This window comes from Nocardia coffeae (assembly GCF_019890715.1).
GTDB lineage: Bacteria > Actinomycetota > Actinomycetes > Mycobacteriales > Mycobacteriaceae > Nocardia > Nocardia jiangxiensis.
Map to the genome: position 1 here is coordinate 235,021 of NZ_JAINZY010000008.1, position 11,933 is coordinate 246,953.

The window sequence follows — 11,933 nt, forward strand, 5'->3', positions numbered from 1 at the left end:
GAGTTCCCCTTGGCCGAAGCACCTGTGGTGAAACACGTCGACGACCTCGTCGCGCGCCTCATCGCGCCCACCGACCCCGTCAAACTCGTGCCGTTGACCGGTCCCGCCGACGGCTCGCCCACGAGCGTGTTCTTCGAGATCTGGGAGCCCGGTGGAGCACAGCCGAAGAACTCCCACCCCGAATCGGTCGAGATCTTCCTGATCCTCAACGGCGAGGCCGAGGCCACGAGCGACGAGCACGTGGTGCGGCTCGCCCAGGGTGACGTCCTGGTGCTGCCGAAGGGTTCGACGCACACGATCCGGAACACCTCGGCGACCGAGCGCCTCTACGCGGTCACGATCATGACGACGGACAACGAGGGTTCCCTCCCGGACGGATTCGAGCACCTGGTGACCACGGGCACCCCGACGACGTTCGACGACCGGGACAAGCAGGCGATCTTCGCCGGTCTCCGGCAGTCATGATGCGCCAGTCCTGGTTTCGTTCCGCGACACACGTCGACCTGCATCCCCCGGCCCCCGCGCCGCGCATCCGCACCCTTCCCGCCCAGCCGCAGGAACTCGGCCTGGACCTGCGCCGAGCCGCCGTCGTGGTGATCGACATGCAGAACGACTTCTGCCATCCCGAAGGATGGCTGAGCTCCATCGGTGTGGATGTTTCCGGTCCTCGCGCGGCCATCGAGCCGTGCCTGGCGTTGACCGAATCAGCCCGTGCCGCTGGAGTTTCCGTCGTATGGCTCAACTGGGGCAACCGGCCGGATCTGGCGAACCTGCCCGCGAACGTCATCCACGTGTACGACCCGGACGGATCCGGCGGCGGCATCGGCGATCCGGTCGGGCGCAGCGAGGCGGTCCTCACGGCCGGGAGCTGGGGCGCCGCGGTCGTCGACGAGCTGACCGTCGCCGACGAGGACATCCAGGTGGCGAAGTACCGGATGAGCGGTTTCTTCGACACCGAACTCGACAGCGTGCTGCGCCTGCGCGGAGTCGACACGCTGTTCTTCGCCGGTGTCAACGCCGACCAATGTGTGCTGTCCACACTGTCCGATGCCGCCTGTCTCGGCTACAACACAGTGCTCGTCGAGGGCGCGGCCACCACCTCCTCGCCCGCCTTCTGTCTCGAGGCCACCGTCTACAACGTGCGTCAGTGCTTCGGTTTCACCGCGGCATGGCAGGACGTCGTCGCCATGCTGGAAGAGTCCGATGTCTGAACACACTCCGCGACTGACTTCGTCGCTGCTGATCACGCATGCCCGGCTGATCACCGGCGCCCCGCCGGAGTCCGGCCTGCCCTACTACCTGGACGACGGCTGGCTACGGATCGAGCACGGGATCGTGACCGAACTCGGCGAGGGCACTCCGGTCCACGGCGATCTTCCCCTGCTCGACGCCGCGGGCCGGTTCGTGGCGCCCGGTTTCGTCTCCGCGCACAGCCACCTGTGGACCTCGGGCCTTCGCGGACTCGCCGCCGACGACCAGCTCTACGACTGGGCGAACGTGGTGATGAGCGCCGCGCGCGAAGCCACCCTCGACCAGATCTACTGGGCGACGCTGCACGGCGCGTTCGACTTCCTCAACGCGGGCGTCACCACGGCGTTCGACTTCACCGACCCGCGCGAACCGTGGGCGGACATGATCGATGGTCACCGCACCGAACCCGGCACGCACCTGCGGCCGCTCGAGCACATCCTGCGCCAGATCGACGCCAAATACGACGCCGGAATCCGGTTCGTCAACGCCACCCGCCCGGACTCCGACATCGGCACCTTCGCCGAGATCCGCGAACGATTCCGCGGATCGGTGGACCACGTGCTCGGACTGGACCGTCGCTACGCGCTGGCAGCCGCGGTCATGGGCGGGGTCCAGTGGGCCGAGAACCGTGACTCCGCGCGGCACGAGGTGGCGCTCATGCGGGAGTTCGGCGTCGTCAACCAGGCGCATTTCCTGGAGACGTCGGTGGCGCTCGAGCGCCAGCGGGCGAAGTTCGACTGGTACGACAGCGCGGGTGCGCTCGGGCCGGATTTCATCCTCGGTCATTTCGTGCACCCGACACCGGAATTCATCGCGCGGACCGCGGCGACCGGCGCACGCATGAGCTGGCAGGCTGCCGCCAACGGCCGGTTGGGCTCGGGTGTGGCGGACATCCCGGCGCTGGAACGGGCGGGCATCGAGATCGGCATGGGACTGGACGATCAGGCGTGCTCGGACCTCGCCGATCCCTGGCAGAACATGCGCATCGGCGCGTACAGCGTGCGGGCGAGAACCCAGGATCCGAGCGCGATCTCGATGCGGCGCGTCCTGGAGATGCACACGCTCGGTTCGGCCCGGATCCTGGGCATCGACGACCGCGTCGGCAGTCTGGAGCCCGGCAAGTTGGCCGATTTCGTGCTCGTCGATCCCACCGCTCCCGACGTCGGGCCGTTGTGGCGACCGGTCGACGCGTACGTACTTTCCTGCGGGCTGCGCAATCTCGTCGGCGTCTACGTGGGCGGCACGATGGTCAGTGACGGGCGCCGTGCGCTGTCCCCGCTGGCGGCCGAGGCGAGCAGGCGGCTACGCCTCGACGGACTGACACCCGCGACCCGAGCGGCCGTGTGAATCCGGGCGAAACGCTGGTGCCGGAGTGCGGATGGCAGCCGGGTGAGCGTCTGTCGACATCCTTTCCAACGGTGCTGTGCTCCGGATTCGACTGTGCGCGAACATGATTCAGACGCTCGGCGGGGTGAGCAGGGTGACCGGTCCACAGTCGTGGCGCGTCACCGGATGGCCGAGCATGTCGTATCCGGCTGTGACGGTTGTCGTTCCCTCCAGCAGAGCCGCCGCGGCCCGGGCGACCTCACCGGCAGCACGGCCGGGAAGCTCGCAGACGATGTTGTGCGCGGCCAGGATTCGAGTGATCGGCAGTTGCGCCAGACGCCGCGTCGAGGCGGCGAAACCGACCGGGTCCGCACCCGGACCGTGCAGCCAATGCGCCGCGGACAGCACGGTGTCACCGGAAAGCAATATGCCCGAATATCTTTCGAACAAGCACAGGGCGTCCGGGGCATGCCCGGGCGTGTGCAGAACCTCGAGGCTTCGCCCACCCAGATCGATGGTCTCGCCATCGGCCAGGGTCCGGGTGACCTGCGTAGCCCCGACCGCCCACCCCGTCAGGTCCGGCAGCGGGCGCGGATGACCGACACGCGCGAGGCTGAAGAAGTACCGGGCGTCCAACTCGGCGAAACGGCCGAATTCGGCGACCACGTCGGTCATCGCCCGCGCATAGGCACGCAGGAATTCCCGATCCGCCGCCTCGTGCGCGCACCCGGATCCGCGATCGACCGCGGCGGGATGGGCACAGAAATCCTGCACCTGCAGCTGCGCCGCCAGATCAGCATTGCCGCCCCGATGATCGATGTGGTGATGCGAGGACACCACCAGCACAGGCAGATTCGTCAGCTCCCGCACGATCTCGGAAATGGGCGCGATCCCCAATCCCGAGTCGAACAGCAGCGCCGAGCGGGTTCCGATGACCAGGTAGCAGGCCGCATGGCCCGGCTCGTTGATCATATGGATGTCCTGCCCGACCTCTCGCACGTCGAACCACGAGTGCGCGTCGATGCACGACGCCGGAGCCGATGGCCTCATCACACCTCACCGATGTTGATCACAGTTACATTTTCCACCGTAGCGGCGAGGTATTTCCTCGACGTAAAGCTTGTGCGCCAGATGATCCGGATCACCAGAAGACCAGCTCGGCAGTCGATCCCGGCACGAAGGTTCACGGCACTGTTACACGCGAAATGTTCATCACATCAACATTATCGGTACAGTCCGACCGGTGACCTTCGACGATCTGGACGACGACCTGCGATTGGCCTTCGCCGAATACGAACGAGCCCTGATGGCCAACGACGTTCCCGCCCTGGACGTCGCGTTCGCCGACGGCCCCCGCACCCTGCGCGGCGACTCCGGCGACATGCTGGTCGGCCACGACGCGATCGCCGCGTTCCGGGCCGGTCGCAGCGGCGCACCGGCACGCACCCTGCTGCAGGTGCACACCCGCTCGCTCGGTCCCGACGCGCGGGTGATCGTGGCGCGGACCCAGCGCGCGGATGGGTTGCGCGGCATCCAAACTCAGGTCTGGGAGCGCAGCGGCGGACGCTGGGCGATCACGGTGGCCCATGTCTCCGCCGCGCCGACTCCCGTGGCCGCCGCTACGTCACCCGATGACCCGATCTGGCGTGTCGCACCGGGACCCGAGCCGCTCGCACGCGGCGGTGACGGCCCGTTGACGAATACCCGTGTCGCGGTGAAGGATCTGTTCGCCGTCGCCGGGCAGGCGATCGGCGCCGGAAATCCGGTGTGGCTGTCCGAGGCTCCGGTCGAGTCCCGGCACGCGGCCGCGGTCGAGGCCCTGCTGGCGGCCGGGGCCGACGTCACGGGCATCGCGCACACCGACGAGCTCGCCTTCTCCCTGTCGGGCTCGAACGCGCACTACGGTGATACCCCCAATCCTGTTGCGCCGCAGAGTATCAGCGGCGGATCGAGCAGCGGTCCGGCCGCCGCGGTCGCGGCCGGGCTCGCCGACATCGGCCTGGGCACCGATACCGCGGGGTCGATCCGCGTCCCCGCCTCGTACTGCGGGCTCTACGGACTGCGCACCACGCACGGTGTCATCGACCGCACCGGGCTGGTGGGATTGGCGCCGAGCTTCGACAGCGTCGGACTGCTCACCCGCGACGCCGGTCTGCTGGCCCGGGCGGGTGCGGCCCTGCTCCCGCCGCAATCGGTCGAGCCGATCACCCGCGTGGTCGTGGCCGCCGAGCTGGTCGAACTGCTCGATCCGGCGGCACGAGAATCGTTCCGGGCCGCGGTACAGGCACTGACATTGCACGGAGCGGCCTCCGGAACCGTGCTGCCACCGCCGGTCCCGGGTGCACTCACCTACCCGGACTCGGGCGGACTGGACGCCGTCTTCACCGCGTTTCGCACCGAGCAGACGGCACAGGCATGGGAAACGCACGGCGAATTCCTGACCGCGCATCCGGACGCGCTCTCCCCGGAGATCGCCGCCCGCTTCCACGCCGGACGCGATATCGACAGCGCCACAAGGCAATCAGCCCAGCGACTGCTGGATGCGATGCGCGCGGAACTGCTGCGATCACTGCCCCCGGGCACGGTCCTGGCATTGCCGTCCGCGTCCTCGGCAGCGCCGCGCCGCGACACCGCCCCCGCACTCCTGGAGTCGGTGCGGCAGGCGACATTACGTCTGACCTGCCTGGCCTCCCTCGCCGGACTGCCCGCGCTGAGCGTCCCCGCAGTGCGCGCGGACACCCTGCCGATCGGCCTGTGCCTGGTGGCCGCTCCCGGACAGGATCACAGCCTCCTGGCCTTCGCCTCGACACAGACCGACCCGCGCTAGCTCGGCAAACCGCCGCCGGAGCTGGACGCGCGGCGGATATCCCGGTCGGACATCACAGCTCGAGCACCAAACGTTCTCCCGCACATCGGGATACGCAGATCATCATGGACTCGTTCTCGGCCCGCTCCTGCGGGGTCAGCACCGAATCGCGGTGGTCCACCTCCCCGCTCACCACACCCGTCTCACAGGTGCCGCAGGTTCCCTCGCGGCACGAGGACAGTGCCACCACACCGGAGGCTTCGGCCACCTCCAGGATCGTTCGACGGGCGGGCACGCTCAGGGTCAGACCCGATACCGCCAAGGACACCTCGAAGGCGCGCGAGTCGGCGGCGCGCAGGTCCGCGGCGGTGAATCGTTCGGCGAACACGTCCACCGACTCGAGCCCGGCGCAGGCGGCCTCGGCGGCGGCGATCAGACTCGTCGGACCACAGGCGTACACGGCCGTTCCCGGCGACGATCCGGCCAGGTCGGAGGCCAGGTCGAACCGCCCGTCGCGGGTGGAATGGTGCAGGGTGACCGCATCCCCGTAGCGCTCACGCAATTCCCGGGCGTACGGCATGTTCGCACCGTCCCGGCCGGTGTACACCATCCGCCAGGGCCGTCCGCTGCGTGCGGCAGCGGCCACCAGCGGCAGCATCGGCGTGATCCCGATCCCGCCGGCGACGAAGACGTAGCCGAGCGCACGGACCAGTGGAAAGTGGTTGCGCGGCGGTCGAATCGAGATATGCGCTCCGACCCGGAGCAGCTCGTGCGCCCGAACCGAACCCCCACGCCCGTGCGGTTCGCGTAGCACCGCGATCCGGTACGTGGACAGGTCGACGGGATCCGAGCACAGCGAGTACTGCCGGACCAGCGCATCGGACAGCAGCAGGTCGATATGGGCGCCGGGCTCCCAGGCAGGGAGAGCGCCGGAGCCGGGGCGCGCGAGCGTGAATTCATCGATATCGCGTGCCACGCAGTGCCGTTCGCGCACGACGACATCGATAGGGGCCGCATCGGCGGAGGTCGAGATGATCATCGGGTGCTCCCGAAAGTCGGGGCCCCGCCGGACTATTTGTCCCAGCCACGGGAATCCGCCTCGCGCCCGGCCGCTTTCACGACGATCAGCCTGGCCTGCGGGGCGTCCACCACACGCCACCGGTGTGGTGTGCCGCCAGTGTAGTAGAGGCTGTCCCCCTCCGCGAGCCGCGCGTCGCCGTGATCGCCCAGATCGACCACGATCGCCCCGTTCACGACGTACACCCACTCGTCCTCGTCGTGCACGAAGTACGGGCCGAAATCGCCACTCACGTCCACGAATTCCTGCGGATAGAACGCGGCCCGGCCGTGCACCAGCAGCCGGGTCGAGCCCTCCTCCTGGCCCGATCGGGCGATGCCGCGCGGCAGTTGCACGCCCTCGTGCGACCGGATCACCTGGGACTGCGCCGTTTCCGCGGATTCACCGCGACCGGCGGTGTCGGCGGCCAGCATGAGCTCCACCTGCGTGCTGCCCAACGCCTCAGCGATCCGGGCCAGGGTCAGCATGCTGGGCCGGGCCAGGCCGCGTTCGAGCTGGCTCAGGAACGGGTGCGAGATCTGTGCCTGTTCGGCGAGCCTGACCAGGGTGAGCCCGGACTCGCGCCGCCGCCGGCGGATCTCGGCGCCGAGCAGCACCCGGGGATCCGTGTCGTCCGGCCCGGATCCGTTCTGCGCCTTCATATCCCGCACCTTCCCTCCTCGTCTCTCGCCGGGGTTCGCCGAATCTCGCCCGAGCGAGGGACGAATTAACAAGACCGTAGCTAGGTGGTTCATCTACCGGAAACACCCCGGCTGAATAGTACTGAATGTTGATCACATCAACATTACCTGTTCCGCTACGCCTCGCCGACCAGCCACGCCGCGAGCCACCACCACCCGCTCAGCGAAGGATCTCCATGGATCATCATCTACCGCACCGCATTTCGCGGATCTGTGGTGCGAGGACCCCGGACGGCGCGGTGGTCGACATCGAGTTGGACCACGACGGACCGCACGCGAGGGTCATCGCGGTGCGGCCGAGTACGTCCCGGCCTCCGCACGAGGACCCCGAGACCCTGGATCTGACCGGTTTCGTCCTGCTCACCGCGCCCGCCGAACCCCACGCCCACCTGGACAAGGCCCTGTCCTGGGATGTGCTCGCGCCGCCGGACGCGGATCTGGCCACCGCGATCGAGGTGTGGCGGCGCGGCAGCCCGGAGCTGGACGAGGAGTCGTTTCATCGGCGTGCTACCGCCGCCGCCCTGGCCCTGCTGCGCAACGGCACCACGGCGGTCCGCACCCACGCCGACATCCTCGGCGGCCTGGACCCGCTGCGCGGCATCCGGGCGGTGGACCGAGTGCGCCGGGAGTTGCGCGGCCTGGTCGACATCGAGATCGTCGCACTGGCGCCGCCCGGCGCCGATGCCGTCACCCTCGACGCGGCCCTGACGGCCGGGGCCGATCTGCTCGGCGGCGCACCGCATCTCGCACCGGACCCCGCCGCGGAGCTCACCCGGCTGCTCGACTTCGCCGAATCCCGCGGTGTCGGAACGGATCTACACGTGGACGAATTCCTCCGGGGCGACCACCACACGCTCGCGCACTACGCCCGGCGGGTAGCCGCCTGGCCCGCGGACCGCATCCGCACCGCGGGGCACTGCTGCCGCCTGGGCACCCTGCCCGCCCACGAACTCGCACCCGTGCTGGCGCTGCTGGCCGACGCGGGCATGGGGATCGTGAGCCTGCCCCTGACCAACCTGTACCTGCAAGGCCGGGACGAGCCGATCGCCACACCGCGCGGGCTGACCGCGCTCACCGCGCTGCTCGAGGCTCGGATCCCGGTGGCCGCGGGCGCGGACAACGTGCGCGACCCGTTCAACCCGCTGGGCCGCAGCGACGCCCTGGAGACCGCCGCCCTGCTGATCGCGGCCGGACACGTTCCGCCACGCACGGCCGTGCACCTGGTCACAGACGGTGCGCGCACCGTACTGGGTCTGCCCGAGGCGGGCGCGAAACCCGGTGCGCGCGCGGAGTTTCTGGCCGTGCGCGGCACCAGCCTGCTCGACGTCGTCGCCACCGCGCCGGCCGACCGGATCGTCATCCGCGACGGCGCGATCATCTCGATCGGCCGCACCGAGTACCGCACGGCCGAAGTCGCCCCACTGGAGGTCTGATGTCTTCCGAACTCACCCACCCCGCCGAACCCGCGAGCCGCACCGGCTCACCGACCTCGCAGCTCACCTACCCGGCCGGATCCACGAACTCCGCCGGCTCGCCGTCCCCTGCCCCGCCCATGCACGAGGCGTCACCGCGCCCCGGCACCGAGGTCCTGGGCTTTTCCTCGACCCAACTGACTTATCCCAACGGCACTCTCGCCCTGGAGGGAGTCGATCTGACCGTGCGCGCGGGCGAATTCGTCAGCGTGGTCGGGCCATCGGGTTGCGGAAAGTCGAGCCTGCTGCGAATCGCCTCCGGACTGGAGTCCGCCACCGGCGGCTACGCCCAGGTTGGCGCGAACCGGATCGGCTACGTCTTCCAGGATCCGACGCTGCTGCCCTGGCGCACGGTCCGCGACAACATCGCCCTGCTGGCCGAGTTGGACCACGTGCCCAGGGCCGAGCGCTACCGCCGCGCCCAGGAGGCCATCGAGCTGGTCGGCCTCACCGGCTTCGAAGACCACCTGCCGCGCATGCTGTCCGGCGGCATGCGGATGCGCGCGTCCCTGGCCCGCTCACTCAGCGTCGATCCCGAATTGTTCCTGTTCGACGAACCTTTCGGCGCACTGGACGAGATCACCCGCGAGCGCCTGGGCGACGAGATCACCGAACTGTTCGCCGCCCGCCGATTCGCCGGACTGTTCATCACCCACTCGGTCGCCGAGGCTGTCTACCTGTCCACCCGCGTCGCGGTGATGTCACCGCGCCCGGGCCGGATCGTCGCCGAATTCGAGGTCCCGTTCGAGTTTCCGCGTCGACCGGAAATCCGCTACACGCATGCCTTCACCGACCTGGCGAGCCGAGTCTCGCAGTCACTGCGAGGAATTCACGCATGAGAACTGAAACTCACACTTCCCCAGCAGCTTCCGATATCCGCACCCCGCCAACGGAAGCCAACGCCGAGGCCCCCACCACAACACCGACCGCCGCCGCTTCCGACACGGAACCGCAGCCGCCGAAGCCTGAATCACCCAACGGCTCTGGACAGGAGCCGACCGAAACACTCAACGCCTCAACCAGTTCCGCAACAACGCCACAGAGCGCGAGGCCGAAGCCAGCCGGGAACACCGGATCCACCGTCGATGCCTCGACCGAAACACCCACTGCCGATGCTGTTCCCGAAACAGCGCCGCAGCCCGAAACACCCAACGGCTCTATTCAGGAGTCGGCCGAAACGACAGCGCTGCTACCAGGGCCGAACTCACCGAACCAGCCCTCCATCCAGGGATCGACCGAAAGCGGTTCCGCCCCAGTTACTTCTGCAACATCGACACAGAACGGGACGTCCGAGCCCGCGCGCGCGACCCCGCGGCGGCTGCGCACAGTGATCGCCCCGCTCGCGGTGCTCGCTCTGGTGATCGGCGTCTGGTACCTGATCAGCTACGCGCTGCTCACCCCCGAGCGCCGGTTCCTGATGCCTCCACCCCAACAGGTGATCACCGACGGGCTGCTGGGCCCGCAAGCCCAGGAGATGTGGCAGGCGCTGGGACGTACCGCGAGCGTCGCCGGGGTCGGGCTGGTGATCGCCGTCGTGCTGGGCATCGTGTGGGCGGTGCTGATGGCGCAGGCGCGCTGGGCCGAGACGGCGCTGTTCCCGTACGCGGTGGTCATGCAGTGCATCCCGATTCTGGCGCTGGTGCCGCTGATCGGGTTCTGGTTCGGATTCGGTTTCATCTCCAGGGTTTTCGTGTGCGTGCTGATCGCGCTGTTCCCGATCGTCTCCAACACCCTGTTCGGCCTGAAATCGGTGGACAAGGGGTTGCGCGAGCTGTTCGCGCTGCGCAACACCAGCCGGTGGACCGTGCTGCGCAAGCTCGAGTTCCCGGCCGCCATGCCCGCGATCTTCGCCGGTCTGCGGATCTCGGCGGGCCTGTCGGTGGTCGGCGCGATCGTCGGCGACTTCTTCTTCAAGCAGGGTGATCCGGGCATCGGCATCCTGCTGGACAACTACCGCTCCCGGCTGCAGGCACCGCAGCTGTTCGCGGCCATCCTGCTGGCCTCGGCCCTCGGCGTGGTCGTGTTCGTGCTGTTCGGCTGGCTCGGCCGCAGGATCGTGGGCGCCTGGTACGACGACGCCCGCCACTGACCCGTTCCCTCACTCCCGGAAGCGACCCCCATGCGAAAGATCTCCTTGCCGCGCGCTGTCGGCGCAAGTGCTGCCGCGGTTCTGCTGAGCCTGACCGCGCTGACCGGATGCGGCCAGAGCAGCAGTGCCACAGCAAGTTCCGGCTACACCGGACCGATCGGCCCGATCAACCTGAAACAGGTGTGCCCGGCCAAGATCGTCGTGCAGACAGACTGGAACCCCGAGGCCGAACATGGCTTCACCTACGAAATGCTCGGCCCCGATCCGAAGATCGACGCCGCGGCCAAGCGGATCGTGGGTCCGTTGTTCGCGCACGGGCAGTACACCGGCGTCGACCTGGAGATCCGGGCCGGTGGCCCCGCGATCGGCTTCCAGTCGGTCACCTCGCAGATGTACCAGGACACCTCGATCATGTTCGGGTACACCGACACCGACCACTCGGTGCAGACCGCGGCCACCACACCGACCACCGGGGTGTTCGCGCCGCTGCGCATCAACCCGCAGATGATCATGTGGGATCCGGCGACCTACCCGAACGTGCACACCATCGCGGATCTGAAGGCCGCCAAGGCCACCGTGCTGTACTACCAGGGCACCCCGTTCATGGACTATTTCCTCGGCGCGGGCATTCTCGACAAGGCCCAGGTGGACGGCAGTTACGACGGCACACCCGCGAATTTCGTCGCCGCCCAGGGCAAGAAGGCCCAGCAGGGCTTCGCCAGCGCCGAGCCGTACCTGTACCAGCAGAAGATCGCCCAGTGGCGCAAGCCGGTCGCCTATCAGCTGATCAACGACGCGGGATACCCGATCTACGCGTCCGAACTGGCAATACGCTCGGGTGATCTCGACAAGGACGCCGCCTGCCTGAAACAGCTGGTCCCGGTGATGCAGCAGGCCGACGTCGACTACTTCGCCGACCCGGCCAAGGTCAACGCCCTGATCGTGGAGGCGGCCGCCAAGTACGACACCGGCTGGGTCTACGACTCCGGCGAGGCCGACTACGCGACCACCACGATGCGCAAGCTCGGTATCGTCGGCAACGAGAACGGCGCCGCCGGCGGCTTCGATCCTGCCCGCGTACAGCACATCATCGACATCACCCGGCCGGTCTACGCCGCCGAGAAGGTCAGCGTCCCAGCGAAACTCACGCCCGACCAGATCGCCACCAACCGGTTCATCGACACCAAGATCGGATTCCCCTCGTGACCCAGCGCAGCAACAGAGCCATGGA

The 11,933-nt window shown here is 68.5% G+C and carries 12 protein-coding genes; 8 read left to right on the forward strand and 4 right to left on the reverse strand.

Features of this window, described 5'->3' with window-relative positions:
* Positions 1 to 9 precede the first annotated feature (9 nt).
* Genes K7711_RS27755 through K7711_RS27765 form a run of 3 tightly spaced genes read left to right on the forward strand, consistent with a single transcriptional unit; the run spans position 10 to position 2,598 of the window.
* The gene (locus tag K7711_RS27755) at positions 10 to 465 is read left to right on the forward strand and encodes a cupin domain-containing protein (protein ID WP_235747872.1); all 456 of its coding nucleotides are present in this window, start codon (positions 10 to 12) and stop codon (positions 463 to 465) included.
* On the forward strand, positions 462 to 1,211 hold the full coding sequence (locus tag K7711_RS27760; RefSeq protein WP_222972395.1) for a cysteine hydrolase family protein: 750 nt from the start codon (positions 462 to 464) through the stop codon (positions 1,209 to 1,211). The genes K7711_RS27755 and K7711_RS27760 overlap by 4 nt, the downstream gene beginning before the upstream one ends.
* Positions 1,204 to 2,598 (forward strand): amidohydrolase family protein, encoded by a 1,395-nt coding sequence (locus tag K7711_RS27765; RefSeq protein ID WP_222972396.1) that lies wholly within the window; start codon positions 1,204 to 1,206, stop codon positions 2,596 to 2,598. The genes K7711_RS27760 and K7711_RS27765 overlap by 8 nt, the downstream gene beginning before the upstream one ends.
* Before the next feature lie 108 nt (positions 2,599 to 2,706).
* On the opposite strand, the gene K7711_RS27770 is transcribed toward K7711_RS27765, so the two are convergent.
* Positions 2,707 to 3,627 carry an MBL fold metallo-hydrolase gene (locus K7711_RS27770; RefSeq protein WP_222972397.1) on the reverse strand — a complete coding sequence of 307 codons (921 nt, stop codon included), beginning with the start codon at positions 3,625 to 3,627 and terminating at the stop codon, positions 2,707 to 2,709.
* Between the two features lie 193 nt (positions 3,628 to 3,820).
* Here K7711_RS27770 and K7711_RS27775 point away from each other — a divergent pair, with 193 nt between their 5' ends.
* Positions 3,821 to 5,404: an AtzH-like domain-containing protein gene (locus K7711_RS27775; RefSeq protein ID WP_222972398.1), complete on the forward strand. Its 1,584-nt coding sequence runs from the start codon at positions 3,821 to 3,823 to the stop codon at positions 5,402 to 5,404.
* A gap of 52 nt (positions 5,405 to 5,456) precedes the next feature.
* On the opposite strand, the gene K7711_RS27780 is transcribed toward K7711_RS27775, so the two are convergent.
* Both K7711_RS27780 and K7711_RS27785 read right to left on the reverse strand, forming a co-directional pair.
* A complete protein-coding gene (locus K7711_RS27780) occupies positions 5,457 to 6,422 on the reverse strand; it encodes a PDR/VanB family oxidoreductase (RefSeq protein ID WP_222972399.1) in 966 nt (321 codons plus the stop codon).
* A gap of 32 nt (positions 6,423 to 6,454) precedes the next feature.
* Complete coding sequence (locus tag K7711_RS27785; RefSeq protein ID WP_222972400.1) at positions 6,455 to 7,102, reverse strand: helix-turn-helix domain-containing protein; 648 nt, start codon at positions 7,100 to 7,102, stop codon at positions 6,455 to 6,457.
* 215 nt (positions 7,103 to 7,317) lie between these two features.
* On the opposite strand from K7711_RS27785, the gene K7711_RS27790 reads away from it, so the two are divergent.
* Together K7711_RS27790 and K7711_RS27795 are read left to right on the forward strand one after the other, a co-directional pair.
* On the forward strand, positions 7,318 to 8,574 hold the full coding sequence (locus K7711_RS27790) for an amidohydrolase family protein (protein WP_222972401.1): 1,257 nt from the start codon (positions 7,318 to 7,320) through the stop codon (positions 8,572 to 8,574).
* 119 nt (positions 8,575 to 8,693) lie between these two features.
* Positions 8,694 to 9,452, forward strand: a complete 759-nt coding sequence (locus K7711_RS27795) for an ABC transporter ATP-binding protein (RefSeq protein WP_222972532.1) — start codon at positions 8,694 to 8,696, stop codon at positions 9,450 to 9,452.
* A gap of 10 nt (positions 9,453 to 9,462) precedes the next feature.
* Here the strand turns inward: K7711_RS27795 and K7711_RS47850 are convergent, their stop codons facing one another.
* On the reverse strand, positions 9,463 to 9,720 hold the full coding sequence (locus K7711_RS47850; protein ID WP_235747948.1) for a hypothetical protein: 258 nt from the start codon (positions 9,718 to 9,720) through the stop codon (positions 9,463 to 9,465).
* Between the two features lie 211 nt (positions 9,721 to 9,931).
* Between K7711_RS47850 and K7711_RS47855 the strand changes: the two genes are divergently transcribed.
* Both K7711_RS47855 and K7711_RS27805 read left to right on the forward strand, forming a co-directional pair.
* Positions 9,932 to 10,702 (forward strand): ABC transporter permease, encoded by a 771-nt coding sequence (locus K7711_RS47855; RefSeq protein WP_235747925.1) that lies wholly within the window; start codon positions 9,932 to 9,934, stop codon positions 10,700 to 10,702.
* A 30-nt stretch (positions 10,703 to 10,732) separates the two neighbouring features.
* Complete coding sequence (locus tag K7711_RS27805; protein WP_222972403.1) at positions 10,733 to 11,908, forward strand: ABC transporter substrate-binding protein; 1,176 nt, start codon at positions 10,733 to 10,735, stop codon at positions 11,906 to 11,908.
* Positions 11,909 to 11,933 lie beyond the last annotated feature (25 nt).